Annotated in this window: 40 protein-coding genes and 2 tRNA genes; 18 read left to right on the top strand and 24 right to left on the bottom strand. The window is 60.0% G+C overall.

The features are described 5' to 3' along the window. Positions 1-129: 129 nt before the first annotated feature. Genes HUV48_RS05050 through HUV48_RS05020 form a run of 7 tightly spaced genes read right to left on the bottom strand, consistent with a single transcriptional unit; the run spans position 130 to position 2,472 of the window. Complete coding sequence (locus HUV48_RS05050) at positions 130-309, bottom strand: hypothetical protein (RefSeq protein ID WP_176266623.1); 180 nt, start codon at positions 307-309, stop codon at positions 130-132. Further along, positions 296-673: a hypothetical protein gene (locus HUV48_RS05045; protein WP_176266622.1), complete on the bottom strand. Its 378-nt coding sequence runs from the start codon at positions 671-673 to the stop codon at positions 296-298. The genes HUV48_RS05050 and HUV48_RS05045 overlap by 14 nt, the downstream gene beginning before the upstream one ends. Further along, positions 670-933 (bottom strand): hypothetical protein, encoded by a 264-nt coding sequence (locus tag HUV48_RS05040; protein ID WP_176266621.1) that lies wholly within the window; start codon positions 931-933, stop codon positions 670-672. Before HUV48_RS05040 ends, HUV48_RS05045 begins: the two co-directional genes overlap by 4 nt. Then, complete coding sequence (locus HUV48_RS05035) at positions 930-1,562, bottom strand: lysozyme (RefSeq protein WP_176266620.1); 633 nt, start codon at positions 1,560-1,562, stop codon at positions 930-932. The genes HUV48_RS05040 and HUV48_RS05035 overlap by 4 nt, the downstream gene beginning before the upstream one ends. Then, the gene (locus HUV48_RS05030) at positions 1,552-1,713 is read right to left on the bottom strand and encodes a hypothetical protein (protein WP_176266619.1); all 162 of its coding nucleotides are present in this window, start codon (positions 1,711-1,713) and stop codon (positions 1,552-1,554) included. Before HUV48_RS05030 ends, HUV48_RS05035 begins: the two co-directional genes overlap by 11 nt. Next, a complete protein-coding gene (locus HUV48_RS05025; RefSeq protein ID WP_176266618.1) occupies positions 1,691-2,164 on the bottom strand; it encodes a hypothetical protein in 474 nt (157 codons plus the stop codon). The genes HUV48_RS05030 and HUV48_RS05025 overlap by 23 nt, the downstream gene beginning before the upstream one ends. Next, entirely contained in the window at positions 2,161-2,472 is a 312-nt protein-coding gene (locus tag HUV48_RS05020; protein WP_176266617.1) for a hypothetical protein, read from the bottom strand. The genes HUV48_RS05025 and HUV48_RS05020 overlap by 4 nt, the downstream gene beginning before the upstream one ends. 27 nt (positions 2,473-2,499) lie before the next feature. Here HUV48_RS05020 and HUV48_RS05015 point away from each other — a divergent pair, with 27 nt between their 5' ends. Beyond that, on the top strand, positions 2,500-3,708 hold the full coding sequence (locus tag HUV48_RS05015) for a phosphatase PAP2 family protein (RefSeq protein WP_217906663.1): 1,209 nt from the start codon (positions 2,500-2,502) through the stop codon (positions 3,706-3,708). Between the two features lie 1,126 nt (positions 3,709-4,834). Here the strand turns inward: HUV48_RS05015 and HUV48_RS05010 are convergent. The 9 genes from HUV48_RS05010 to HUV48_RS04970 form a co-directional block, all read right to left on the bottom strand. Further along, entirely contained in the window at positions 4,835-5,455 is a 621-nt protein-coding gene (locus HUV48_RS05010) for a DUF2793 domain-containing protein (protein ID WP_176266615.1), read from the bottom strand. A gap of 18 nt (positions 5,456-5,473) precedes the next feature. Next, the gene (locus tag HUV48_RS05005) at positions 5,474-5,776 is read right to left on the bottom strand and encodes a hypothetical protein (protein ID WP_176266614.1); all 303 of its coding nucleotides are present in this window, start codon (positions 5,774-5,776) and stop codon (positions 5,474-5,476) included. Continuing rightward, positions 5,754-6,824 (bottom strand): phage tail protein, encoded by a 1,071-nt coding sequence (locus tag HUV48_RS05000; RefSeq protein ID WP_176266613.1) that lies wholly within the window; start codon positions 6,822-6,824, stop codon positions 5,754-5,756. Before HUV48_RS05000 ends, HUV48_RS05005 begins: the two co-directional genes overlap by 23 nt. Next, positions 6,817-7,038, bottom strand: coding sequence for a hypothetical protein (locus tag HUV48_RS04995; protein ID WP_176266612.1), 222 nt, complete (start codon positions 7,036-7,038; stop codon positions 6,817-6,819). Before HUV48_RS04995 ends, HUV48_RS05000 begins: the two co-directional genes overlap by 8 nt. Beyond that, on the bottom strand, positions 7,038-7,205 hold the full coding sequence (locus tag HUV48_RS04990; RefSeq protein ID WP_176266611.1) for a hypothetical protein: 168 nt from the start codon (positions 7,203-7,205) through the stop codon (positions 7,038-7,040). Before HUV48_RS04990 ends, HUV48_RS04995 begins: the two co-directional genes overlap by 1 nt. 198 nt (positions 7,206-7,403) lie before the next feature. Continuing rightward, positions 7,404-7,826 (bottom strand): hypothetical protein, encoded by a 423-nt coding sequence (locus HUV48_RS04985; protein ID WP_176266610.1) that lies wholly within the window; start codon positions 7,824-7,826, stop codon positions 7,404-7,406. Between the two features lie 303 nt (positions 7,827-8,129). Beyond that, positions 8,130-8,411 (bottom strand): LexA family protein, encoded by a 282-nt coding sequence (locus HUV48_RS04980; RefSeq protein ID WP_176266609.1) that lies wholly within the window; start codon positions 8,409-8,411, stop codon positions 8,130-8,132. Beyond that, positions 8,408-8,953, bottom strand: a complete 546-nt coding sequence (locus tag HUV48_RS04975; RefSeq protein ID WP_176266608.1) for an HNH endonuclease — start codon at positions 8,951-8,953, stop codon at positions 8,408-8,410. Before HUV48_RS04975 ends, HUV48_RS04980 begins: the two co-directional genes overlap by 4 nt. Next, positions 8,950-9,171: a hypothetical protein gene (locus HUV48_RS04970; RefSeq protein ID WP_176266607.1), complete on the bottom strand. Its 222-nt coding sequence runs from the start codon at positions 9,169-9,171 to the stop codon at positions 8,950-8,952. Before HUV48_RS04970 ends, HUV48_RS04975 begins: the two co-directional genes overlap by 4 nt. 92 nt (positions 9,172-9,263) lie before the next feature. On the opposite strand from HUV48_RS04970, the gene HUV48_RS04965 reads away from it, so the two are divergent. From HUV48_RS04965 to HUV48_RS04910, 12 genes are all read left to right on the top strand, one after another. Next, positions 9,264-9,590, top strand: a complete 327-nt coding sequence (locus tag HUV48_RS04965) for a helix-turn-helix domain-containing protein (RefSeq protein ID WP_176266606.1) — start codon at positions 9,264-9,266, stop codon at positions 9,588-9,590. Between the two features lie 90 nt (positions 9,591-9,680). Then, positions 9,681-9,917: a hypothetical protein gene (locus HUV48_RS04960; protein ID WP_176266605.1), complete on the top strand. Its 237-nt coding sequence runs from the start codon at positions 9,681-9,683 to the stop codon at positions 9,915-9,917. Continuing rightward, the gene (locus HUV48_RS04955; RefSeq protein WP_176266604.1) at positions 9,914-10,270 is read left to right on the top strand and encodes a hypothetical protein; all 357 of its coding nucleotides are present in this window, start codon (positions 9,914-9,916) and stop codon (positions 10,268-10,270) included. The genes HUV48_RS04960 and HUV48_RS04955 overlap by 4 nt, the downstream gene beginning before the upstream one ends. Beyond that, positions 10,267-10,764, top strand: a complete 498-nt coding sequence (locus tag HUV48_RS04950) for a deoxycytidylate deaminase (protein ID WP_176266603.1) — start codon at positions 10,267-10,269, stop codon at positions 10,762-10,764. The genes HUV48_RS04955 and HUV48_RS04950 overlap by 4 nt, the downstream gene beginning before the upstream one ends. Next, the gene (locus HUV48_RS04945; protein WP_176266602.1) at positions 10,761-11,054 is read left to right on the top strand and encodes a hypothetical protein; all 294 of its coding nucleotides are present in this window, start codon (positions 10,761-10,763) and stop codon (positions 11,052-11,054) included. The genes HUV48_RS04950 and HUV48_RS04945 overlap by 4 nt, the downstream gene beginning before the upstream one ends. Then, positions 11,051-11,434: a hypothetical protein gene (locus HUV48_RS04940; RefSeq protein WP_176266601.1), complete on the top strand. Its 384-nt coding sequence runs from the start codon at positions 11,051-11,053 to the stop codon at positions 11,432-11,434. Before HUV48_RS04945 ends, HUV48_RS04940 begins: the two co-directional genes overlap by 4 nt. Next, a complete protein-coding gene (locus tag HUV48_RS04935; RefSeq protein ID WP_176266600.1) occupies positions 11,431-11,769 on the top strand; it encodes a hypothetical protein in 339 nt (112 codons plus the stop codon). The genes HUV48_RS04940 and HUV48_RS04935 overlap by 4 nt, the downstream gene beginning before the upstream one ends. After that, on the top strand, positions 11,766-11,972 hold the full coding sequence (locus HUV48_RS04930) for a hypothetical protein (protein ID WP_176266599.1): 207 nt from the start codon (positions 11,766-11,768) through the stop codon (positions 11,970-11,972). Before HUV48_RS04935 ends, HUV48_RS04930 begins: the two co-directional genes overlap by 4 nt. Next, positions 11,969-12,307: a DUF4031 domain-containing protein gene (locus HUV48_RS04925; RefSeq protein WP_176266598.1), complete on the top strand. Its 339-nt coding sequence runs from the start codon at positions 11,969-11,971 to the stop codon at positions 12,305-12,307. Before HUV48_RS04930 ends, HUV48_RS04925 begins: the two co-directional genes overlap by 4 nt. A gap of 114 nt (positions 12,308-12,421) precedes the next feature. Further along, entirely contained in the window at positions 12,422-12,730 is a 309-nt protein-coding gene (locus HUV48_RS04920) for an XkdD/Y8K6 family phage-associated protein (RefSeq protein WP_176266597.1), read from the top strand. 145 nt (positions 12,731-12,875) lie between these two features. After that, positions 12,876-13,076, top strand: a complete 201-nt coding sequence (locus HUV48_RS04915) for a hypothetical protein (protein ID WP_176266596.1) — start codon at positions 12,876-12,878, stop codon at positions 13,074-13,076. A gap of 274 nt (positions 13,077-13,350) precedes the next feature. Then, positions 13,351-14,448 carry a site-specific integrase gene (locus HUV48_RS04910; RefSeq protein WP_176266595.1) on the top strand — a complete coding sequence of 366 codons (1,098 nt, stop codon included), beginning with the start codon at positions 13,351-13,353 and terminating at the stop codon, positions 14,446-14,448. An 89-nt stretch (positions 14,449-14,537) separates the two neighbouring features. Here the strand turns inward: HUV48_RS04910 and HUV48_RS04905 are convergent. After that, positions 14,538-14,614 (bottom strand) — tRNA-Ile (locus HUV48_RS04905). A gap of 109 nt (positions 14,615-14,723) precedes the next feature. After that, positions 14,724-16,568, bottom strand: a complete 1,845-nt coding sequence (locus HUV48_RS04900) for a sensor histidine kinase (RefSeq protein WP_176266594.1) — start codon at positions 16,566-16,568, stop codon at positions 14,724-14,726. 280 nt (positions 16,569-16,848) lie between these two features. On the opposite strand from HUV48_RS04900, the gene HUV48_RS04895 reads away from it, so the two are divergent. Both HUV48_RS04895 and HUV48_RS04890 read left to right on the top strand, forming a co-directional pair. Further along, complete coding sequence (locus tag HUV48_RS04895; protein ID WP_176266593.1) at positions 16,849-17,313, top strand: Lrp/AsnC family transcriptional regulator; 465 nt, start codon at positions 16,849-16,851, stop codon at positions 17,311-17,313. After that, positions 17,310-17,744 (top strand): GFA family protein, encoded by a 435-nt coding sequence (locus tag HUV48_RS04890; RefSeq protein ID WP_318656043.1) that lies wholly within the window; start codon positions 17,310-17,312, stop codon positions 17,742-17,744. Before HUV48_RS04895 ends, HUV48_RS04890 begins: the two co-directional genes overlap by 4 nt. 24 nt (positions 17,745-17,768) lie before the next feature. Here the strand turns inward: HUV48_RS04890 and accC are convergent, their stop codons facing one another. The 5 genes from accC to HUV48_RS04865 form a co-directional block, all read right to left on the bottom strand. Beyond that, the gene (accC, locus tag HUV48_RS04885; RefSeq protein ID WP_176266591.1) at positions 17,769-19,115 is read right to left on the bottom strand and encodes an acetyl-CoA carboxylase biotin carboxylase subunit; all 1,347 of its coding nucleotides are present in this window, start codon (positions 19,113-19,115) and stop codon (positions 17,769-17,771) included. A gap of 7 nt (positions 19,116-19,122) precedes the next feature. Beyond that, positions 19,123-19,614, bottom strand: coding sequence for an acetyl-CoA carboxylase biotin carboxyl carrier protein (accB, locus tag HUV48_RS04880; RefSeq protein ID WP_225871511.1), 492 nt, complete (start codon positions 19,612-19,614; stop codon positions 19,123-19,125). A 111-nt stretch (positions 19,615-19,725) separates the two neighbouring features. Beyond that, positions 19,726-20,160, bottom strand: coding sequence for a type II 3-dehydroquinate dehydratase (gene aroQ, locus HUV48_RS04875; protein WP_176266590.1), 435 nt, complete (start codon positions 20,158-20,160; stop codon positions 19,726-19,728). Positions 20,161-20,212: 52 nt separating this feature from the next. Then, positions 20,213-20,626, bottom strand: a complete 414-nt coding sequence (locus tag HUV48_RS04870; RefSeq protein WP_176266589.1) for a holin family protein — start codon at positions 20,624-20,626, stop codon at positions 20,213-20,215. A 64-nt stretch (positions 20,627-20,690) separates the two neighbouring features. Continuing rightward, complete coding sequence (locus HUV48_RS04865; protein WP_176266588.1) at positions 20,691-21,557, bottom strand: HpcH/HpaI aldolase/citrate lyase family protein; 867 nt, start codon at positions 21,555-21,557, stop codon at positions 20,691-20,693. Between the two features lie 157 nt (positions 21,558-21,714). On the opposite strand from HUV48_RS04865, the gene HUV48_RS04860 reads away from it, so the two are divergent. Continuing rightward, positions 21,715-22,164 carry a hypothetical protein gene (locus tag HUV48_RS04860; RefSeq protein WP_176266587.1) on the top strand — a complete coding sequence of 150 codons (450 nt, stop codon included), beginning with the start codon at positions 21,715-21,717 and terminating at the stop codon, positions 22,162-22,164. Positions 22,165-22,215: 51 nt separating this feature from the next. Here HUV48_RS04860 and HUV48_RS04855 read toward each other — a convergent pair. After that, positions 22,216-22,292: transfer RNA gene (locus HUV48_RS04855), tRNA-Pro, on the bottom strand. Between the two features lie 230 nt (positions 22,293-22,522). Here HUV48_RS04855 and yajC point away from each other — a divergent pair. Both yajC and secD read left to right on the top strand, forming a co-directional pair. Then, a complete protein-coding gene (gene yajC / locus HUV48_RS04850) occupies positions 22,523-22,855 on the top strand; it encodes a preprotein translocase subunit YajC (RefSeq protein ID WP_176266586.1) in 333 nt (110 codons plus the stop codon). A gap of 68 nt (positions 22,856-22,923) precedes the next feature. Then, positions 22,924-24,519 (top strand): protein translocase subunit SecD, encoded by a 1,596-nt coding sequence (gene secD, locus HUV48_RS04845; protein WP_176266585.1) that lies wholly within the window; start codon positions 22,924-22,926, stop codon positions 24,517-24,519.

Genomic DNA, 24,519 nt, shown 5'->3' with positions numbered 1-24,519 from the left:
GGTAATCTCCAGCAGCGCCTTGTCGTGGTTCGCCCGCGTGGCAGCGTATTCTGCTCGGTTAATGGTGTTCTCGGCTAGGTTCACTTCCTCGCGCGCTTTGACGAGGCGATCAGCAAATTCGGTCATGGGTCAGTCCTTCGGGCAGGCCAGATTTGGCATATCGGTGTCTTCGAAAAAGGCGCAGAGCCGCAGCCCTGCCGATCGCAACCGGTCGCCCCATGCTTCGACTTTGGCGTTGTAAGTCGCTTCGGCTACCGGATCGGTCGCGATGGACGCAGTGGGGACGGGCTTCTTTTCAGTTACCGCCATCAGATCCGCACGCGGCGGAAACGACCCCGGCGTTGCGCAGGCGCTGGCAAGCGAGAGCGCGAGCAGCAGGGCTAAGTTCGCCGCCTTCGGGCGCTTGTTCGATTGCATCAATCAGTTCCTTTTCGGTTTCGGCGTTGGCGATTGCGTCAGTTGCGCGCTGTTCCGCCGCAGTATCGCGGGCTTCGATGCTTTCGACGGCCCGCTCGTTCTCGTAATCTTCGACAACATTGGCGTCGTAGAGTGCCTTCACAGCGAAAAAGGCGAGGACCGCGAGGGCTATCAGGATTGCCCATTGCAAGGGGCGGCGCAGTTCTTCAGGCACGCCCCATTTGGCGAGCAAGGGCAGCAGGAACGTGTGCATCATTCTTCCTCCACGAATACGGGATCGGCAGGCGTTCCCTGCGGGCGCTGGTTCAGCATCTCGGTTTTCTGTGCGCTGCCTTCGCTTGATCCGAAGAAGAAGCCGTAAGCTGTCCCGCCCCACGCAAGGACAAGGCCCAGCGCCAGCATCAGCGGTTCACGGTTGCCTTCAGGGATCGGCCAGAAGATGAGCGCGGCCACTATTAGCCCGCCAAGCACGATTGCGATGAGCGCCAGAACAAAGCGCGTTTTCTGACGGGTCACAGCATAGCCCCCCGCAGGTGTTCGGTGATGTCGATTTGCTGCGCCTTGGCGAAATCAGGCACGTAGGAAGGCTTGCGAACGGGAATGACGCTGGCCTTGCCATCCTGCGACCACTTGCCATCGAAGAACAGCGCCGCCTCTTTCTCGCGCCGCTCAATGACCGCGGCAGGCTTGCGCCAGTCCATGAAGCTGGCCCGGGCCGCGTCGATCTGTCCGGCTTTCCAGAGGTCCGGCCATGTCGCGCTTCTAATCGCGCCGGTATTATAATTGAACGATAGAGCTGCCGCGAATTGCTCTTCGGTGAGCGGGAAGCCCTCGAACTCCTTCAGGACCGGCGGCACATACACGTTCTGCAAGAGCCAGATGAATATCTCGAACACCCGCGACAGGTCAGCTGGCTTGTCCTTGTAGCGACCGACGAGATGGCCGGAACGATCGGTAACGCCAATGCCCCACGTCCAGATGCCTTCGCTGTCCCTGTAGGCTTCCAGCACGATGCCTTCGTGTTCGATCAGTTCCTGGCAGACCTTGAGAGTGAGCGGGTTGTCCTTCCCGTAATCGCTCGCCGGTTCTTCAAGTAGTTCCAGAGCGGCAAGCAGAAGCCGCCGCAGTTCCGCTTCATGCTTCATTACCGAACCTCCGATTGAATGCTTCTTCCTGCGCCGTGGCGTTCTTCAGGGCGTGGTCTGTCTCGGTGCGGGGTGCGCCGTTCAGCGACAGGTGCAGGACGCGCTCCCATGCCTTAAGCACGGCCTCTTCAGCTTCCTGACGGGTCATCATCTGTCCGGTGAAGCGCGCCTTTCTCGGCAGCGATTTGCTGCTTCTGATTGGCTCGCTGTGCTTCGATCGCTTCCACGTTTGCCGCCAGTCGTTCGGGGCTGGTGCGTATCATCATCAGCAGCGTGTCGAGCGTCTGCGTTTCGTTGTTCAGCCGGTGGCGCATAACGGACATTTCCGCTGCGTGTTGCTTGCGCACCGCTTCCATCTCGCGTTTATGGCTTTCGCGCATCTCATCCATGCGCTCTTGCAGTTTGTCGGCGCGGTCCTCGATCAGCTTCAGGCGTTCGCGCAGGTCGTCACGAACGGCAGCATCGCCTTCGGTGCGGATGCGGATGATTTCCGGCCGGCTGCGCAGGAAGGTGACAATGGCCAGAGCGATGATTGATCCGAAGCCCACGGTGCCGAGAAGTTGCCCCATGAGGCCGTCCATTAGTGCGTCCAGCCCATTCATCGGCCATAACCCCGCAAGTCTTTGACGCCTCTGATAAGCAGGTAACAGCAGGCCAGATGGAAACCCATGCCAAGCAGGCGACCGAACGCTTCCAGATTGTTGGCAGGCGGCTCAAACGATCCCGCGCAGACCACCCAAAGAATGTTGTAAGCGATACTGAGCGAGGTGAAAAAGATCGGCGCTTCGATCAGGTCAAACGCTCGCGGTTCACGGTTCCATGAACGGACGAACGCCTTCCGGCACGTGTAGGCGAGGCAGAGGTAGGCGACCGCAGGAAAGACCTGAAGAACGGACAGGGTGACTTCCATCAGGCCCACCAGTCCCTTGCCAGTTCTATGAGAATGCAGAGCGCGAGCGCGGTCACGCCGCAAAGCACGGTGAGCAAGGCTGTCATACCCGTTCCGTTTCTGGACGAATTGTCCGCTTGTATTTTTCAGGAATTGGCGCAGAATCAGCCGATGAGGTTGGGGTACCTGCTAATCATCGGCATCGTGGCGGCGAGTGTTCTTACCGCTGTGCTGCTTGGCGAATCTGCCGCTCTGTTATTCGGTTGGCAGGGTGTAGGCGACAAGTGGTTGTTCTGGTTCATGCCGCTGATCGGGTGGTATGCGCTCGTTACATTCCAGATGATGCGGCGGGGCATCAAAAGCCCTCTTCGCGGTATTCGCTATCTTACTGCCAAACATTGGCGGTGGTTACTTCGGGGCTTTGCGTTGTCCCTGCTTCTAGTCCCGGCAGGGCGTTCGGCCATGAGGATCAAGGAATCCATTCCGTCGTTCGTGGATTTCTACGCGGACTCTTACTTCGTCAGTGCCGACCGTTTCATATTCGGAACTGATCCGTGGCGCATCACGCACGCCGTTTTAGGACCTCAAGCGACGTTCATCATCGACCGCATCTACCTGCTGTGGTTCGTCGTCTTGCTTGGGCTGATGGTGTGGCTGGCCTTTGAACGAGACAAGGCGTTTCAAGTGAAAGCCATCCTTACATTCGTGCTGTCGTGGACCTTGCTCGGAAACGTCGCGGCTATATCGATGGCGTCTGTCGGGCCGGTCTTTTACGAGAACCAGTACGGCGATCCGTACTTTCGCGACCTCATGGAGATTCTAAGAAGCCAGCCCGATTTGAAGGCTCTCCAAATAGCCGATTATCTCTGGACTAGTGACGGGCTGGGATCGGGCATCTCGGCAATGCCCTCGCTTCATGTAGCGATCGCGCATCTGGCGCTTTTGTGCGTGCTGGAACGTATCAGAAACCGCGTCGTGATCTGGCTTGCCGTTGCATTCGAGGTCGTCATCTTCGTTGGGTCTGTTCATTTGGCTTGGCATTACGCGGTGGATGGCTTGTTCTCGATAGTAGCTGTTTCGCTGATTTGGATAGCGTTCGGTTCGTTCGTGCGATGGCTTGAAAGGAGAGCCCCTTCTCACTCAAGAAACAGCACGAAGCCTTTCTTCCCGGTTCCGGCGACCGCCGACCAGTTCAAGGTCATGCCATCGCTGTCAAAGCTGTCTAGGGTAGCTTTCAGGGCATCGCAGTCCACGTGAGACGCACCAATCAGCGTGCCGTTCGTAGCCTGTGAAGCAGTGTTCGTGATCGCTGCGCCGCTTTGCGCACGGAAAGAATGCGAAGCTGTATTGTCTGCCAGCGCCGCGATGGAAAAGCCGCCTGTATTGGCACTACTGGCTAAAGGATAAGACGGGTCGAAAGTCTCCGAAGTCGTCAGGACTACAATCGCAGCCTGCGGAGTGAAGCCGGCGCCGGTAATCGCTTGAGAACCGATGGCGGTAGGGGTGGTCAGAAGCACCAGTTTTGCACGTCTCCCACCGAGATCAAGTGCAAGGTAGGAAATGTCATCGTCTCCGGCACTGGCTGATGGAGTTATCGTGAAGCCGGTTCCGCTGAAACCGCCGATCGTCAGGTGGTAGGCTAATGAACCGCCGGTCAGATTACCGCCAGCACGGTTAGTGAGAACAGCCTGGATGGGAGTGCCATCTGCAAGACCATTTACCTCTTCGGCCAACAGGCAATATTGCCCCCCGCCATTCACCGCCACGCCGAAGCTCAAGGTCATGTTTGTCTGGATTGAGTTCGTGGCTATGCCGCCACTTCCCAGAACGAACACCACATCAGGTTCGAAAGCGGTTGCGATGCTGATCGCGCCCGTTCCCGTTCCCAGATCTACAACGTCCGCCTTAGAAGCGATAGTCCCCGCGAATGCCATATAGCTGGCACGGTAGGAAAATCCGCTGATGGTCGCGAAATTGAGATCCATACCTCCCGATGCAAATGCAGCCCGCCCCTGCAATCGGGTCGTGGACGCAGTTCGCAAAAGATAAGCGCCAGTGTTGCTGCCATTGTCCGACTGGTAGAGGGAGTTTGTGTTAGTATTGCCGAAAGCGTCGTAACTTTGACCGCTTACAACTGACCCGGTTCCAGTCTGCCCCAAAGCACCGATTGAGATACTGGCTCGCGCGGTTTCGCCCGGATCACTGACGACGTTATGGTAAGAACCGAAGAAAAGCGCGGCCTTCGGTGTCAGTCCGGTGAGCGTGGCGTTTAGCTGGCTTTGCGGACCTGTAGTCGTTCCTGTAGCGAAAGACTGAACGGCTACCGTCATATCGCCGGCAGGGCCGGCCGCTGTAGCAGGATAAGGCAAGACCTGAACAACGCTCATGCCGTGCGTTCCAGATGCACTGCCACGCTACCGGTGACAGCAGCGGCGTTTACCTTCAGTTTGGCTCCTGCTTCCAAGGCAATCGGACTGGACGTGCTGGCGAACGTGTCGGGCGCAGCTGCGGTCGATTTCTCGTAGGTGATCGTGCCCGTTCCGCTGGTCGCCTGCTCAGCGATCGTCATGGCAACCGGAGCGCGAATATAGGCGGGCGCGGTCGTTCCGCTAAAGTTGAAATCCCAGGTGGGAACCGAAAACAACGGATTGACCGCGCCGCCCGTTGCCAACGGAACCCAGTCCGCGCCGTCAAACACGCGCGCTGTGTTCGTGTCCTTGACGTAAATCTTCAGCCCTTCGAGCGGAACGATGTAAACAAACGCCGTGCTGATGTAGAGCGCGACCTGACCATCCTTGCCAGACCAAATGCCTGTAGCACCTGTCCCCACGATCCATGCCTGTCCATCGGTCGGCGTAAGCGTCGAGGGATCGGAAACGTCGAGATCTTCGACAGGGCCGCCAGCTGCTGCCCATTCCAGATAGCGCACCTGCTCATTGACGGTCGTTTCGGGCGCATCTTGTCCATTGACAAGTTCGGGCGCACCGAGAAGCGGTGTGGTCATTCGTTCACCTCGTAATTGTTAAGCGGTGGCTTCCGCCTCGTAGCCTGCGCCGACAAGCGCGCTGATTTGGGCAATGCTGTATTCCAGCGATCCTTCGGGCACTTCGGCTCCGGTTGCGGTCGTTTGATCGGCCACAGTCCACGTATAGGGCAGGCTGGGCGTTGTTACGGTCGCTTCGACAGTCCCGTTGCCCAAAGTCACCTGATACGCCTCAGAAGCCTCTCCAATCGGTATTGCGCCGCCCGTCCATGCTCCGCCGATGCGCGTGCGACGAACCGCGTCGATCGTCCAGTCTCCGCTATCTTCCTTGAACTTCGGCAACCGTCCCCCACGAAGCAGGAGCACTGGACGGAATCGAAGTCAGCTCGTCCGAATACTCGCCATCTACCGCCTGATAGATCGTTGCGCCCGGCCAAGCGCCCGAAGCATAGGGCGCTGCCATCGTATAAACTTGCGGCGTCACCGCCTCGTCGGAATCCTGCAACAGCGGAATATCGAGAACGAAGCCGCGTGTCGGCAGAGGAACGACGATAACCGCCTCATCCCTGCCGTCGAATGTAGCCCCTATGGAGCCGTCCAGCGTGGCAAGGGTTGGTGCGTCATACTTCCATTCGGTAGCAATTCGCTCGTCCGCTCCGATCGTAGTCCGCGTGCAGCGCGCCGTGATAAGTTGCCCGTCCAGTTCCAGCGTCCGAACGTCACCCGGCTCAAGGCCGAGTTCGCGTGCGGTCAATGATAGGGCAGGTTCCTTGCGCTCGTTCCACAACCTGCGGAAATAGCGGTTGCCGAGTTGCCGTGCGTCGTCAGTATTGAGTGCCAGAGTGGACAGGTCGATCTTCTGTTCGCTTCGTGCGTCCGATGTGGCAAGTGGGCGGTCGCTTCTGACTGTGTTCGGCTGCTGTTCCGCTTCAATGTCTGCAAAGTCGATCAGAATTGCGCGAGGCAGTTCAGCCGCCTGTTTGATCTTCACCGAATAGCGTGGTTCGCCCGCGAACATGGCGGTTGCCAGCGTCGAGCCAGTCGGGACACCGGTGCGCTTCAATCCCTGAATGTTGAAGTCGTGCGGGCGAATATCGCAATCGTAAGCATCGAACAGCGGTTCGAGAATGTTGTCGGCAGGACCGCGTGTCGCGCTCCACCCCGTAATCAACTGGTCCAGACCTGAGAAGTCGTAGCTTTCGACGCCGCACCATCCGGCAACGTCATTGCAAATGCTCGAAAGAGCCACGCCATCGCTGCTTACCCGGTCGAGATACCAGAAGTTTACCTGCTGCAACAGGTGTAGCTCCACGCAGCGAGCGGCTTCCCGCTTGCTGGCGTGCTTGTGGCCGTGAATGCAGGTCGTTTTCTTGGCGAAATACTTACCCATCGGCCTGCCCCCGATCGGCTTCGATCCTGGCGAGCATCATTTCGCGTTCCCATGCTTCGTTAAGCAGGGAAGGTTTGCGCATCACTTCGGACATTTTGTAACGGGATGCTTCGCGGTAGAGGCCAAGCAGCTTGCGTTCGGTAGCTTCGACCATCTCGGCCATGCGGCGCTGACGATGGTATTCGTACCGGTCCTGTTTGAGCGCGTCGGCCATCACCGGACCGCCATTTCAGCGCCTAGCGCCTGCATGATGCGCGGGTGTTCTGCCCACAGTGCGGTAAGCAGCTTGAAGCTACCGTCCTTCATCGCGGCCTTCACGGCTTCGTCAGCCAGAATGAGCGGTGCGGAATCGTGATAATCGCGGAGCCGTGCGCTTGCCATCACCGCGCCTCCCGCAGCCGGGTAAGCCGCTTGCGCCACTTGCGGTTAAGTGAGCGCTGGAACAGGTTAAGGCGGGTCTTGAGCCACCAGATGCGGGTTGATACGCTCACGACACCAGCCCCGCCATTCCGACACAGAAAAGGAAAACGGCAGCGCCGATTGCGATAATGTAGCGAGCGTCGCGGGGCGTAATCATGCTCATGCCTCCGCGATGTTCTGAAGTTCGGTAATGACGCGGGCGGCGTGGTCTTTCGCTGCCGCTTCGTCGCGGTGGCACCACTCGCCATCGGCCATGCGGGATGCTACATCCGCGCTGAAAGCACTGGTCACAGAGGCAGCGCGCAATGCGTTCGCTTGTTCGGCTGCTTCCCGGCAGACCAGGCGCAATCCTGACGGGCGAATAAGCCGGTCGGCAAGGTGACGGGGCAGGGCACCCAAGAGCAGCACCAGCGTATGCGCCGGCATCTTCTGCCCCTTGCGCCACAGGCCGATGTTGCGGATGTCCTTTTCGTCGATCCGTTCGCACAGGTCGTGAAGGTTGCCGCCTTCCGCTTCGAACAGCCGCAGCGCGTCGTCTAACCGCTGGGCAAAATCTTGTTGGATTTTCGTTTCACGCAGCATGAAAATGTTGACCTTTCGGTTCAGAGAAGACGGCATGAAGAAAGGAGATTCCGCACAGGCAGTTGCTTTCGGCGTTGTTGCCGAGAGACTGCTTGTGGGATGGATGGAGGGGCATTCAGGCGGCTCCGAGACGCGCGAGAGCATCACGACTGGCCCGTTCAAGGGCGCGGCGATGCTGACGCGATTGCGGGAAGGGTGGGCCGCAGAATTGCGAGTAGCGCCGCAGAGTAGGCTTCTTGCGGGGCAAACCAGCGGGAACGAGAGCGAGCGCGCCGAGAATGCCGAGCCTGCTAAACGAATAACTCACGCCGCCATCCTCAGGCCGCGCTTTGCGACCTCATCCAGCAGTTCGGTATCTGATAGGTGAGAAGCCCTGCCGACTATCTCGATTGCGCGATCGGTGCGGGGCAACCGGCGGATATGTCCGCGATGCTCAAGCCCACAAAGCATCTGGTGGACGCTGCCAAGGGACTTGCTGCCGATGCCTTCCTTCATCTCGCGAACCGTCGGCGCAGTGCCTTTCTCGGCAATGTAGTCCGTGATGAAGGTGAGCAGGCGTTGCTGGGCGGGAGTGGGGGCGATCATGCGCTTGCCCCGTGGTTTGGCCCGAACCCAAGGCGCTGTTGCTCCGATAATCTGGCAGCTATTGCGGCTTCTTTTGATGGAAAGGTGCCAATCTGGCGGCGCTTACCGCGCACACAAATTTGCGCCGTCCATTTTCTGTGACCGCTATGGTAGATAACCCCAGTCACGCCGCTCGTATTATCCGAACGCCGCCTTTGATTCATACGGTTGATGCTGCCCGAAACGTCGCGCAGATTAACAATCCGATTGTCCGAAGAATCACCGTTTATGTGGTCAATTTGTTGCTTCGGCCAATGACCGTAGTGCAGGAACCACGCGGCACGATGAGCGAATATCTTGACACGGTCTATCGACAGATAAACTCGTCCGTCTCTCTTCAGGCTACCAGCAGGCTTGCCTTGGTACTTCGCTCGCCATGCAGCTTCTGTGATGTGATCTCTAAAGAAGTGAGACGGTGGCGAGCCAAATGTGAACTGCCCAGTATGAGGGTTGTAGGTCACCCAGAATGGCAGGATTTTCTCGATCCGCTTTTCCTTATTCATACCGCCACCCCAGTCTGCCGCGCCTTGGCGACGATTGAGCAAAGATGAGACGCATTCAGCGCCCCGCCTGTTTTGCTCTCAGCGGTCAGCGCCAGCTCGGCGGGCCATTCCGTGGAATTACGAAGCTGCGACAGGCGGCTCTTGGAGACCCCCATCTCGTTCGCAAGCTGGGTCAGGGACATTGCATCCGACCGCTTGAGGTAATTGTGAAGCGTCATTCGCTTTGTTTAGACAGGCTAAACGATCAATGCAAGCATTTTGTTTAGACAGGCGAAACGACACCAGATTTGGCCGGTGGTATGTTGGATTTATGGCAGCGCCGATCCACGACTGGTATTTGAAGCAGTGGCTTCGCACGTTAGGGAAGCGGCAGGCTGATATTGCCCGCGACCTGGAATGGAATAAGGCGCGCGTCAGTCTAACCGCCAGTGGGAAGCAGCCTTACACGCGCGACGATATCAACGAGATAGCCGACTATCTCAATCTCCGCCCCTATGAATTACTAATGCACCCCGAGGACGCCATGCGAATGCGCCGCCTGCGGGATGAGATGATGCGCCTCGCCCATGAGACTGATGAGACGGGCGAAGATTCGCGCGACAAATCAGAGGCTCCGCAGAAAGTTTCGTCAGCCTAAACTTTTTCCTTGCGGTTTTAGTTTAGCTGTCCTAAACCATCCTCACACAGAGCGATGGAACATCCTTCATCGCTTTAGAGGAGCGATGAGATGGCACTCAACAAAAACGATAGCGAAGCACGAGCGCTCTGGGGCGCGGCTTACGAAGCAATGCCTAAAAGCGTTTTCGCTGTGATGGCTTACCATCTTGCTGATCTAGCCAGTGAAGATGGCGACAGCGCTATTGGTCGGGCACTTGAAGAAGTGAACGCGTTGGCCATGAACGGTCTCATCACTGAAACGCAGCACAAGAATGCCGCGCGCGCGCTCCAAGGTGTTAGCGCATGACCCGCTTCACCCGCACAGAAGCCCTTCACATAGACAGCCGCGGTATCACTCGTGACAAACGCGATCCGAACCCGCGCCACTGCATCGGCTACCGTATCGAAACCGAATACGACGTGCAGCCTACTGCGGCGTTTCCGTTCAGCCGTTCCAGTGCAAGCAGCGAGACGATCTACGCCCGCTACGAAGATGCGGAAGCGGACATGGAGGCGCGTCCGTCAAGCAAGCCGAATGCGCGCAGCTACGTTCGGGAAGTCGCTACGAATGTCGATAGCCTGCGGTTTGGCCGGTTGTCCAAAACCGAAAGCATGACTTCGGCTTACAACGCCGTAGCTGATGCACGGAGGGCGGCATGAGCGAGCGTTGGGATAAACACTTCATCGGCTTGGCATTGGCAAACGCGCAAATGTCAAAAGACCCATCCACTCGCGTTGGCGCTGTCATTGTCGGACCGGATCGCGAGATCGTTTCGACCGGCTTCAATGGTTTTCCACGCGGAATTGCCGATACAAATGAGCGGCTGTGTGACCGTGATACTAAACTGAAGATCATCGTTCACGCCGAAATGAACGCAATATTGAATGCTGCTCGTATCGGAACGGCGCTCAAGGGATGCACTCTTTACCTAGCTGCGACAGATGAAACCGGACTTGTGTGGGGTGGACCTCCCTGCACGAGATGCACCGTCGAAACAATTCAATCCGGTATCAGCCAGATTGTTTCCCTACCATTCAAATCCGGTCCGTCGAAATGGACTGACGATATTGAGTATGCGCGTGATTTACTTCGCGAAGCACAGGTAAACTACCGCGAGACAGAACTGTTCTACAGTCGGGCGGTGGCGTCGTGACTGGGTTCGATTTTAACCGCGCGATGATCGAAGCAGATATTGCTTCAGGCAAGGCAACCGTTCGCTCGCTCGCGATGCTTTACATGGTGGCAATGGCTAATCGTCACGCCCGCGGTAACCTGCAAGACTTCGCCGACATAAACACACTCATTAGCGACCATCGTAAGCCTAATGGCACGGAAGCCGAAAAGGCAATGGCGCTAGAGCCGGTCAAAAAGATCGCGTGGGAACTCTACGAGGCTGTTTCGGAAGCCGCCACCCGCACAGACAGTAAGGCGGTGGCACGATGAGCGCGGTTGAGAACACAGTCGATTGGTCGGCTGACGATAATGTAGGCGTCATCTATCGCAAGCGCGCTCCCACCGTAGCAGACTACGACGAGGCGATTGCGGACCTGATGGCGGCTCGCGAAGCAGTAGCGTCTGGCGACGAAAGCAAGGGCTGCGCAGTCTGCGGCGATAGCGGACATGGCGTTCGCACCTGTCATCACAATCTGCTGAACGCCGCTCGCTGGTGGGTCGCAGAACGCAATAAGCATCGGTGCTATCACTGCGGCTATGTCGCGCTGACGGACGAACAGGCGCGCGAGCATTTCGGAACCTGCGAGGATGAGGTTGCCAAGTGCATTGCCGGTCAAATCCGCACAGACAGTAAGGCGGTGGCGTCGTGAGCGGGCCTGACAACATGGTCGAGGAGTTGCGCCAACGGGCAAAAGCCTTTCGCGAGTATCCGCTTTGGAATGAAGAAGGGGATGAAGTTTATCTCATTCAGGCCGCCGACCTATTAGCCGCTGCCGCTAACCGCATCGCAGCACAATCAGACCTAGCCGCGCAGAACGAGAAGCTGCGGGAGGCGTTGAAAGCTGCAAATCGTGTTATAGACCACGCCTCTGAACGGCTTTGGAATTGCAGGCCGTCAGCAATCGCGCAGCGTCCTGCGAGCATAGACGCAGATATTCGCAACGCCCGCCAAGCCCTCAAGCACAGCGAAGGGGAAGCGAAATGAGCGAGCTATCCCTCATCATAGCCGATCGCCGTGAAGCAACTCTACCGGAACTGATAGAGCAATACCGCCAGGCAGAGAACTGGACGCAGAAAAACGACGGGCTGACGCTCATCCTGTCCGGCCAGATCAGGGCTTGCTTGATGGCATCGGGTTGCCCGCCGCTGTCCAAGGCTGACGTAGATACGCTCGGGAGAGCGCTATGAGCGTGTACGTCGATCAAGAGCGAAACCGCTTCGGTCGCATGGTAATGTGCCACATGTGGGCGGATACGCTGCCGGAACTGCACGAGATGGCGCAGGCGATCGGAATGGACCGCGAGTGGTTTCAACCGTTGTCGTTTCCGCACTACGATGTGAGCCTGTCACGACGCACGAAAGCCTTGGACCTTGGGGCCATCGAAGTTGACCGCCGCGAAGGGTGCCGCATCCGCAAGGCTATACGGGAACGCGGTTGGTCGGACGCCGATCTAGCTGACATGCGTGCTGCGCTCCCTGCTTACGATGCAGCGCGGGCCAAGCGAGCGAGGGCAGTCAAGTGACCCGCCTGCGCATCGGCCTGCTTGGCCTCATTCTATCCGCCGCCATTGGCCTTGGCCAAGGTCTCGTCCGTGGGGATCTGGCGGGGTTTGTGACTCAATTACAGGAGAACCGTCATGGGTGAAGCAACGAAGGGGCCGTGGGAACTGCAAACGACGGCGAAGCATACGGTCCAGGCTTTCACGCGCGGTCATTGGCACGAAATCAGTTCGCCGGACTACGCCGACCCGATTGCCGAGGTCTACGACACCGATGACACGTTCGGATCGGAAAGCCTCGCCAACGCCCGCCTGATCGCAGCAAGTCCTGATTTGCTTGAAGCGCTGGAGGAATGTCTTCGAGAGCACGGCGGCTTCACGATCAAAGGCGAATGCGAGCGCAAAGCCCGCGCCGCAATCGCCAAAGCCCGCGGAGAGGTCGCATGACCCACCACTCCTACCGCTCGTCCAGAGCAGACAACTGGACAAGCCCGCGTCCGTACTCCGATGCGAACCTGCGCTTGATGAAGCATGGCAAGGTGCGGCCGATGCGCGAACCTACGTGGCTTCAGCGCCTCTTGGGAGAACGGTGATGGGCGCTCCCGTAAACCAAACCGACTTTCTGGCAGACCATGACCGCATCGAGCGAGCGATGGCAGCAGAAGGGGTGTTCCAGTTGCGGCGCTATCCGATGGGCGGTGTGTCTGTCGTCATGATGGACGATCGCACCGGCAGCGGACGAACGTTCCGCGAGGCTATCGACAACGCATCACACGAAAGGTTGGCAGGATGAACCCCGACAATCACCCGGATTGCCCCCGTTGCAAAGGACAGGGCTTCTATTTGCGCCGAGAAGGCCACGGTTATTACCGTGACGGCAGCTTTGGTCATAACGATTGGCAGGATTGCGATTGTTACCCAGAAATGCCGAAAGAAAGGCTTCCTGCCGCAGTTAATCCGCATCGTGCTGACAGGTGGTGGGCACGCCTGACGCCGCGCAAGATTGCTTACAAGGCGGCAGACATTGATGAATTCATTGAAAAGCAGCTTTGCCAGGAAGCGCCGCCATGTCCCTCTACAAACCCAAGAAAAGCCGCTTCTGGCACTTCGATTTCCAATACAAGGGGCAGCGGTATAATGGATCGACTGGCTGCACGGCCAAACGGGATGCCCAAAGGGTTGAAGATGATCAACGGCGGCAAGTCTCACTAGGCGTTCAAGCCAAACCGACAATCACGCTCGAAGAAGCCTGCAACAAATGGCAGACCGAGGTGGGCGACAACCTGAAGAGCAAGAGCAACACCCTCTACCAGTTCGGCTACCTGATCGCTGCACTAGGCGGCTCCACATTGCTCCACGCTATTGAGTTCACCGACCTGCGTACCTATGCGGCCATCCGTCGCGGTAAGGTGAGCGACAGCACGATCAACCGCGAGATACAACTTCTTCGCCGCGTTGTTAACTGGCTCAGGCCCGCGAAGGTCGAGGTGCCAGAGATCGAATGGGATGATCTGATGGCGAAAGAGCCAGACTGGCGCATTCGCGAACTGACCTTCGATGAGGAAAGGCGGCTGTTCGCCCATTTGCACGACAACCTCAAACCGCTTGTTCGGTTCGCCCTTCTGAGTGGGCAGCGTCGGTCGGAAATCATATCGCTACGATGGGCAGACGTGGACGAGGTGGGAGCAAGGGCAACCGTGCAGGTCAAAGGCGGAAGCAAGCACAGCTTCCCGCTATCACCGGCAATGTTGGCAATCATCAAGGCACAACCGAAGGTCTGCCCGCAGGTCTTCACGTATGTCTGCCAGCGACCGGCACCGCGTCGGAAGGATCGTCCGGCGAGAGTGAAGGGCGAACGTTACCCCTTCAGCAAGCAGGGATGGATGCGCCAATGGCGTCGGGCACTCAAGGACGCTGGCATTGAGGATTACCGCTTTCACGATAACCGGCACACTGCCGCGACCCGTAACCTTCGCTCAAGCGGTAACATCGTTGGGGTGCAGCGGCTGCTGGGTCACAAGAACGTCGGGACGACCACACGCTATGCCCACGCACAGGAAGATGACGTTCGGGCGATGCTATTTGCAACCGAATCCCGAATTATCCCCGAACCTGACGATGAAGGCTTGCCGAAGCCGCAGAAATCTGCCAAAAATGGGGAGTAGCTACCCTGTACCCAAAACAGGTGCGCTACCAGGCTGCGCCACTCCCCGACCGGTGCCGAGCGAACTTTGCTACATTCGGGCCGGGCATCTGGTGGGCCCGGCAGGACTTGAACCCGCGACCTAGCCGTTATGAGCGGCCAGCTCTAACCAACTGAGCTACAGGCCCCCAGGATGCCGAATGTGTCGGCGCCGCCGGAACGGTCGCCATTCGCTGACAGTGGGTGCGCCTAGCTTGCCGCTTTGCCGCTGGCAACATTAAAGCGCGGGGGCGCCGCTTATCCGGCTTCGCGGCGGTGGTCTTCGTCCGCGTCGTTGTCGGCAGCGCCCTTATCTTGTGCAAGCGGCAGGGCAAGCGTGATGCGGTTCCCTTCGCGGATCAGGTCTCCGCCCGCCGCGCGGGCTTCGGCACGCGCGAGACGCAGGGCGAAGCCGGCTCCGAAGATGCCGGAACTGATGTTGCTGCCCGCGATACGGGTGCTCGCAGCGAAGATATTGTCCGCCTCGCCCAAAGCCTTCGGCAATGCACCCGATAGCAGCACGGCATTCCCGTCGTCGTCATTGCCAAGCTCAAGCGAGAGCGTCTCGTCCTGCCGCGCAGCCGACGCGAGCGTGCCGAGAATACGCCACAACATGACCTCGGCTTCCTTTCGCGTGACCACGACGAGGTAGGGATCGGTGCCGCCGTCGATGGCGAGTGACGCACCCCGCGCACTCAGTACCGGCTGGACCTGCGCAATCAATTTGCGCGTCACGTCGGTCAGGTCGCTCGATCCCTCTTCGAGGTGACGCGCATCGCTCTCCAGCGTCGCGAGGCGTTCCAAATCCTCGAAGCCTGCAAGCATGAGCGCGCTGTCGCCTGCAATCGCCGCGGCCATCGCGCGGTATTCGTGCGGCGTCGGTCCGTACATCTGCTGCTGGATAATCTCCGCGAAGCCCTGGATGGCGCCGACTGGCGTGCGCAGCTCGTGCAGCAACTCGCGCATGAGTTCCGCCCGTCTGCGGCGTTCCTTCGCTTGCGGGTCGACCGCGGGCAGCGCGCGGCGGAACTTGCCGACGAAGCCTTCGAAACGGCCGCCGATCTCGGAAAAGCTCGGAGCTGCGTCGATGACCCAATCACCGGCGATCGCTATGGCTCCGCGCAAACGGATCGCGGCACCGCGGACCGGGAGCCGGAGAACGAAGGCGCGCGCCAGATGGTCGTCGTCGTCGCTGTTCGCGCTGCCGAGAAGGGGCGAGGCGAGGTCGGTACCCACGATCATCGGCGCGACTTCGCGGTCGGCCCAGTCGATCTTGCCGCGGATATCGGTGGCGAAAGCAAATGCGGCGACCGGACGCTGCGGAGAGAAAGCCGCCGAGCCGCCGTCGACGCTATCGGGACCTTCGGCAGCGGCGCGGGCCGTACGGTTGCGCTGGAAGGTTTCGATGCGCTTCACCAAGGCTGCTATCGGCGCGTCTGCAGGAGCGGGGTTTTGCACCTGTTCGGCTACGGCTACTTCCGCCTCGACATCACTAGACCCCTCCTCGGCGTCGTTAGAGGTCACGTCTGTTTGCCCTTCCGCGTCCAGTACTGCCTCGGCGTCGAGATCGAGCGTGTCGACCGGTTCACCGTTGACGAAGATAGCGGCCTCGCCGCGCCCAGTTTCCCCACCTCCTCCCGGCTGAGTTTCCGTAACCGCCAAGGGCAGAGGGAGTCCGCGGTCGTAGATTCCGAGGCGATCGAGCACTTCCAACGCCTCGGCCGGAAGGCCGCGCCGCAAACGCAGAAAACCGCGCGCGCGGATCGGAAGCTGAGGAATTAGCTGCTGCCATTCCTCTCCGCTCAGTTCGGCGCGGGAAAGCGCAGCAGCCGCTACGTCGGGTCCGTCTTCGGCGAGGTAAGCGGCGAGGGCGGGGCTGCGAAACCGCCAGCCGGCCTCTCTTAAAATGGCAGCCCGTTCGCTTTGTGGCAGTATTTCGGCAATGGCGCCCATGCGCACCCATGCCGCTTCGAGCAGTTGCGGCTCGACGCTGAGCGAGCGATCGCCGAGCAAATCGAGTAGCTGACGAAATTGCGTCCGCACCGCCCGTTCCGTCGCCGCGCGCTGGCGCAGTACGGTAGCAAGTCGGTCGTCGTGACGCATGTGTCTGTCTACTCCCCTGTGAGTGGCAGGACGCAGGACGCGACGGGCCGACTTTAGCTTTCAGCGGCTTATGGGCGATTATTACGAAAGCTTGAAGCGCGCCCTCGGTGTGCGTTGCAAAGCGGGACAAACACTGGCAGAGATAATAATATTAGTTATTTGCGCAACGGCTGATGCTTGGCAGAGTATGAAACGGGCATAGCGCGCAGTTTTTTGGTATCTTATGCTTAGCGCCACGCGATAAGGTGACAGGGGTGCTGCGAACCGGGGACGTGAGTTGATGGGCAATTACGACGATATCGACCAGCGGTTGTTGGCCGAGCTTCAGGAAGAAGGCCGGATCACCAACGTCGATCTGGCGCAGCGTGTCGGGCTGACTGCTCCGCCGTGTCTGCGCCGCGTCCGCGCGCTCGAGGAAGACGGCGTAATCAAGGGCTATCATGCCGAACTCGACGCCGCGAAGTTGGGCTACACCATCATGGTGTTCGCAATGGTAAGCCTCAAAAGCCAGGCCGAAGATGCGCTTCGCGAATTCGAAGAACACGTGCGCGCGCTGCCTCAGGTCCGCGAATGTCATATGCTGAACGGCGAGATCGACTTCATCCTGAAGGTCGTGGCCGAAGACCTCCAGAGCTTTCAGGAATTCCTGACCGGAAAGCTGACGCCTGCACCGAACGTCGAAAGCGTGAAGACGTCGCTGACGATCCGCACGGCGAAAAACGAGCCAGGTGTCCCGCTGGGGTGAGCGGCGAGAAGTGTCTTGAAGGGCATTGCCTTTGCGGGGCGGTAAACATCTCGCTCGAAGAGCCCTCACACGAAGTCGAAATCTGCCACTGCGATATGTGCCGCCGCTGGGGCGGGGCGTTCTACGCCGCGCAAACCGGCAAAAAGGTAAAGATTGCAGGGGAAGTCAGTATTGCAATCTATCGTTCGAATGGCTGGGCTGAACGGGCTTTTTGCTCCATGTGCGGCAGCAACCTCTGGTTCCGCTTTCTACCGACAGGCAATCGCAGCTTCTCCGCCGGCATGTTCGATACAGCGTCAAGCCACTCGATCGAGAAAGAGATATTCGTCGATGAACGCGCGGACTGGTGCCGCCTTTCTGGCGATCACCCGCGACAAACAGGCGCGGAAGTTATCGCAGAGGCTAAAGCAGCAGGCTTTACCTTCGATTGAACGCGCGGCACCGGCAATAAGGCGTTACCGCTCCTTCAGCCATTCCTCGAGCCACTTGATCGAGTAATCGCCCGACAACACGTCGTCCTGTTCGATCAGTTCCTGGTGCAGCGGCAGCGAGGTCTTCACCCCTTCGATGACCATTTCGTCAAGCGCACGCCGCAGACGCATGATGCACTTGTCGCGGCTGCGTCCGAACACGATCAGCTTCGCGATCATGCTGTCGTAATACGGCGGGATCGAATAGCCGGCGTAGAGCCCGCTATCGACGCGCACATGCATGCCGCCCGCCGCATGGTAATGCGTGACCTTGCCGGGGGAGGGGGCGAAGGTGAACGGATCCTCGGCGTTGATGCGGCACTCGATCGCGTGCCCGGTAAACTGGATCTCTTCTTGCGTGAGCGACAGATCCTTGCCTGCCGCGATCCGGATCTGTTCGCGCACCAGATCGATCCCGGTGATCATTTCCGTCACCGGATGTTCGACCTGCAGGCGTGTGTTCATCTCGATGAAGTAGAACTCACCGTTTTCCCACAGGAATTCGATCGTGCCCGCACCGCGGTAAACCATGTCACGCATGGCCTTCGCGCAGGTCTCACCCATGCGTTCGCGGTCTTCCGCCGACAGGACCGGGGACGGCGCTTCTTCGAGAACCTTCTGGTGGCGGCGCTGCAGCGAGCAGTCGCGTTCGCCGAGATGGATCGCCTTGCCGCGTCCGTCACCGAACACCTGGAATTCGATGTGCCGCGGGTTGCCGAGATACTTCTCGATGTAGACGGTGTCGTCGCCGAAAGCCGCCTTCGCCTCGCTTCCGGCCTGCTTCATCAACGATGCGAGCTTGTCGGGGCTTTCGCACACTTTCATGCCGCGGCCGCCGCCGCCGCTTGCTGCCTTGATGATGACCGGATAGCCGATTTCCTCGGCGATACGGGCGGCTTCGTCGGTATCTGAGACCGCGCCGTCGGAGCCGGGAACCAGCGGCAGGCCGAGTTCGCCAGCAGTTTTCTTGGCAGCGACCTTGTCGCCCATCGTGCGGATATGTTCGGGCTTCGGACCGATCCACGCGATGCCGTGGGTCTCGACGATCTCGGCGAAGCGGGCGTTTTCCGAGAGGAAGCCATAACCGGGGTGGATCGCATCGCAATGCGCGATCTCCGCCGCAGCGATGATGGAGGCGATGTTAAGGTAGCTTTCGGCGGCGGGCGGCGGCCCGATACACACCGCATGATCGGCGAGGCGCACATGCATCGCGTCGGCATCGGCGGTCGAGTGAACCGCGACCGTTTCGATCCCCATTTCATGCGCAGCGCGGTGGATGCGGAGCGCGATTTCGCCGCGGTTGGCGATAAGTATGCGGCTGATTTCAGTCATGTCTGCACTAGCCGACGACGATGAGAGGCTGATCGAACTCGACCGGCTGCGCGTCGCCGACCAGGATGTCGCGCACGGTGCCGCTCTTGTCGGCGACGATCGGGTTCATCACCTTCATCGCTTCGATGATGAGCAAGGTGTCGCCTTCCTTCACGCTATCGCCGACCTTCACGAACGGATCGGCTCCGGGTTCGGACGAGAGATAGGCGGTTCCGACCATCGGGGATTTCAGCGCGTCCTGCGGAGCAGCACTGCCCCCGCTCGCAGGCACATCCTCGGATGCCGGCGCAGCGGCGACGGGCGCTGCCATAGCTGGCTGCGGCGCGGCAGCGGCGACGGTCTGGATGCCGCCGCGAGCGACGCGGATCTTGCGTTCGCCGTCTTCGACCTCGATTTCCGTCAGGCCCGTTTCGCCGAGCAGTTCTGCGAGTTCGCGGACCAGCGATGTGTCAACATTCATGCCGGTCTTGCGGCCGGCGGTGCTTTTGGTTTCGGCCATGAAAGCCCCTCGATTGATAGAATGCCCGTGCCTATGCGCGGCAGTGCGGCGCCTTGCAAGGGGGCGAATGCCCGTTCCTTGCGGAAAATCGGATACCGTAGCGCGCAGATGTTACAGGCCGGCTACGTACTCCAGCGCCGCGACGTAGCTTTGGGGACCGAGCCCCTGCACGGTGTGAACCGCACCCTTCGCGATGAAGGAATGGTGGCGGAAATCCTCGCGTTTGGACGGATCGGAGAGATGGACTTCGACGACCGGCGTGCGAATGGCGAGGCAGGCGTCGAGCAGCGCGACCGAAGTATGCGTAAACCCTGCGGCGTTGAGCAGGACCGCCTTCGCGCCCTCCGCCTGCGCTTCATGCAGCCAGTCGATTAGGTGGCCCTCGTGATTCGACTGCCGCATGTCGATGGCAAGTCCGAGATCTCGCGCCCGGTCGTCGAGCATGTCCGCGATGTCGTCGAGGGTGGCGCTACCGTAGATTTCCGGTTCGCGCGTGCCGAGCAAGTTCAGGTTGGGGCCGTTGAGGACATAGACTGTCTGGGTCATCGCCCCGCCATAAGCCAGCGGCGGGGCGAATGCCTAGCGGATTTCGGGGTTCTCAGGCCTCGATGCCTTTGGCCTTTCCCCATTGGCGCGCAGCGGTGTAACCGAGGTAGCCCGTGCCGAAGAGCGCGTAGAGCGGATCGGGCAAACCGGCGAGGTATGCGTTCATGCCGTTTGCTATGCTGCTCGCCATCTCTGGCTTGAATGCCGACAGGATGCCCATGGGTAGTGCGGCGAGGAAAATAATGTACATGACGTAAAGAAAGCTCAGCCGTGCGCGGCTGGTCCAGGGATCGTGCGAATTGGCTTCGGCAACGATCGCCGCGAGGCGCGTTTCGATGGTCTTGAGTTCGTGCGAACCTTGCAGTTCGAGTAGCTCGAGTTTGGCGCGGGCGCGCGCTTCCTTGTCGGGAATGATCTTGTCGATGATCGAGGCGATCGGTCCGATGAGGCCTTCGATGATGGCCATTGTTGGTGCTCCTGTCCGTGAGGGAGCGGAAGCACCTAACCATATCGGTACATGTAGGACAGATTTAGCTTCGCGTCAGCGCAAGGAGGGCTCGTGCGCGATCGAGATGGGGCCGGTCGACCATCTTCCCGTTGAGCGCCAGAGTGCCTGCACCCGGATTCGCGGCGAACAGATCGACGATGTCGCGCGCTTCAGCGATTTCGCTCTCGCTAGGAGTGAAAGCGGCGTTGATGACCGGGACCTGCGCGGGGTGGATCGCCAGCATACCGGTAAAACCTGCTTTCCACATGCGCTCTGCGCGCAGTTTTAGACCGTCGGTATCGCGGAAATCGGTCTGAATCGTCTCAATCGCGGCCACGCCCGCTGCCTTCGCGCCGAGCAGACACAGATTGCGCGCCATCACGTACAGCGGCAGATAAGCACCTTCTGCATCGGTGTTCTCGCTCGCGCCAAGTGCGTCTGCAAGGTCCTCTCCGCCCCAGGTCATGGCGGCGAGCCGTGGCGCGCCGACGTAATCGCTGGTCGAGAACATGGCCGCGGCAGTCTCGGTCACGAGCGGCATGACCTTGGTCGCGCCGGGGTCGATACCGGCCTTCGCTTCCAGCGCGCTCAGGTAAGCGTCGAGCCGTTCCACGTCCCGCCGACCGTTCGCTTTCGGTAGCATGATGCCGCCGGGCCTTGCATCCATGACTGCCGCGAGATCGGTCAGCGCGTGCTTGCCATCGAGCGGGTTGATGCGCACCCAGATACGGTGCCGGTCGCTACGCGTTTCAAGGAACTTCGCGACCATCTGCCGCGCCTCGGACTTGGCCGAGATTGCGACCGCATCCTCGAGATCGAGTATGACGATGTCGGCTTCCCCGTCGGCAGCCTTGGTCATTTTCTTTGCGCTGTCGCCCGGTGCGAACAGAAAGGACCGCATGGCTGCCATATATCGATGCTCCTCGGTTGATCGGCTGCCGCCATGCAAGGCTTGAAGCGCGACTGCAAGCGCGCCGCGCTCGCGCTTGGCAAGAACAAAGCGGGACGTTATGCAGCAATTAACCATGTTCGCGTAAAGCGAGCGTCGAGCTACCGAGGAGCGATTGATGAAGACGGCGATAATTGCTCTGCTTGCAGCCAGCCTCGCGGGGACCGCGGGTACTGCCCAGATACAGCGGGCGGACGATCGGGCTGCGACCGAACCGACCGAATGGAACGGCGACCGCGCCGAGGCGCTCCCCCCGCCGCGTATGTGGGATTGTCAGGACATTGCACCGGAATATCGCGACTGGCTTGGGGGCGATAATGCTGCCGGAGACTGGAAGTACGCAGGCCGGGCTTACATCGACCGTCAGGAAGGCCGGCGCTACGATTGGGCGGAGTGGCTTGACTGGTACGAAGGCGTGTGCGGAGAAGCCTTGTCGGCAGCGACAGACGGTCCGGACGTGCTCGGTACTGCCGCGTCGATTTCCGCGCTCGTCGGCTTCGTTGCCATGTCAGCCGATGCAGGCGAGGGCCGCGCGGTACCGCCGACGCGCAACGACAGCCCGGGCTGATCTACCCGGTCGCTTCGAGCCGACTGACATACAAAGGGGGGGTAATTCCACTGGTCGGGACGACTGGATTCGAACCAGCGACCCCCACACCCCCAGTGTGATGCGCTACCAGGCTGCGCTACGTCCCGTTCCAGTGGAGGCGGCGCTATAGGCCCGCCTCTGCCGCATGGCAAGCGCGGCGTTCAATCATCCCCGCGCATATCCGTGACGCGCGCCGTTGCTCCCGATTTGCAATGCTGCTAGGCGCGCAGCCGTAATTCCGTATCGGCGGATTGCGCGAGGGTCACTAGCATTTCATCGAAGCCTCGCCATCTTCCGCAGACCGGAGAGCGATCCGTAACAGATAGAGCCTTTTCACATGATCCACATTATCGCCGCTGCCGGTGCCGAAGCCCCTCCGGGATGGGTGCAGTGGGTGCCGATCGTCGGCATGATCGCCATCTTCTGGTTCCTTATCATCCGCCCGCAAATGCGGCGGCAGAAGGAGCATGCCGAAAAGGTCGAGGCGATGAAGAAGGGCGACCAGGTCGTGACCGCCGGCGGGCTCGTCGGAAAGATCGTCAAGGTCGACGACACCTACGCCGAGATCGAACTGGCGCAGGGCGTGCGGGTCAAGGCGGTCAAGAGCACCATCGGCGACATTCTTGCTCCCGGCGGCGCGGTCAAGGGCAAGGCCGGGGCGAACGACTGACGCTGCGCAGCCAGACATTCTGTCCGCTGCGGACCTTCTGTTCCGCCGGGCGACGATAGGATTATTAGATGCTCGATTTTCCCTTATGGAAAAAACTATGGCTGTGGGGGCTGACCGCGATTGCCGCGCTCGCCGCGCTGCCTTCGATCGCCTTGCTGGCAAACCAGGCGTGGCCTGATGCGCTACCCGACCCGACCATCAACCTCGGCCTCGACCTTGCCGGCGGCAGCCATCTTCTGCTCGAAGCGAATCCGCAGGAAGTGCGTGCGCAGCGGCTGGAAAACATGGAGGAATCGGTTCGCACCGCCATGCGGCAGGCCGAACCGCGGATCCGGATCGGCGACGTATCGACGCAGGGCGGACGCCTCAGCTTCATGCTCGACGACGCCAGCGAGATCGACCGCGCGCGTGAGATCTTGCTGCCGTTCATCAACGGCACCGGCATGGTCCGCGAGTGGGATCTGACCGTCATGGACGGAAGCCGGTTCGTTCTGACGCCGACTGCGCAGGGTCTCGACGCGGCAGTCGATCAGGCGATGGAAAGCGCGGTCGAAGTTGTCCGCAAGCGGATCGACGAACTCGGCACACGCGAGCCGACCATCATCCGGCAGGGCGATAACCGCATCGTCGTTCAGGTGCCGGGCCTCGAAGATCCCGACGCGCTGAAGGCGCTGCTCGGCGAAACCGCCCAACTTGAATTTAAACTCGTCGACCAGAACGCTCTGCCTGCGGACGTAGCGCAGGGCATTGTCCCGCCCGGGTCCGAGATCTTTCCCTATGTCGAGGATTCGCCGTTCGCAGGCCAGTCCGTAGCGGTACGCCGGCTCGGCGGCATTCGCGGAGACAACCTCGTCGGCGCACAGCAGAGCTTCGATGAAAACAATACGCCGGTCGTGACGATCCAGTTCGACCAACAGGGCGCCGCGCGTTTCGGCACCTTGACGTCCGAAAATGTGAACCGCCCTTTCGCCATCATCCTCGACGGTAAAGTGCTTTCGGCTCCGAACATCAACGAGCCAATTCTGGGCGGTACGGCGCAAATTTCCGGCAGCTTCACCGTCGAAAGCGCGAACCGGCTGGCAATCTCGCTCCGCTCCGGTGCGTTGCCCGTAGATTTGGCAGTAATCGAAGAGCGTACCGTTGGCCCGGACCTCGGCGCGGATTCGATCCGCCGCGGGATGATCGCGATGGGCATCGGCTCGCTCGCCGTGGTCGTGCTCATGATCGTGACTTACGGCCGCTTCGGCATCTACGCGACCGTAGCGCTGGTGTTCAACGTCCTGATGCTGCTCGGGATCATGGCGATCCTAAATACCACGCTGACGCTGCCTGGCATCGCGGGCTTCGTGCTGACAATCGGTGCGGCGGTGGACGCAAACGTCCTTATCAACGAACGCATACGTGAAGAGCGAAAACGGGGGCGGCGGGTCATCGCTGCGGTCGAGAACGGCTACAAGGAAGCAAGCCGCGCGATCTACGACGCTAACGTCACCAACTTCATCGCCGGCGTGCTGCTGTTCCTGTTCGGCTCCGGTCCGATTCGGGGCTTCGCAGTGGTTCTCATCATCGGCCTGTTCACCTCGGTCTTCACCGCGGTGACGCTGACCCGGATGTGGGTCGCAGGCTGGCTGCGCAAGTCGCGGCCAAGCGACCTGAACGTTTAG

Origin of the sequence: Qipengyuania atrilutea (assembly GCF_013370205.1) — a bacterium.
GTDB lineage: Bacteria > Pseudomonadota > Alphaproteobacteria > Sphingomonadales > Sphingomonadaceae > Actirhodobacter > Actirhodobacter atriluteus.
The sequence above is the reverse complement of the archived record's forward strand: the minus strand, read 5'-3'. Positions and strand labels throughout refer to the sequence as shown.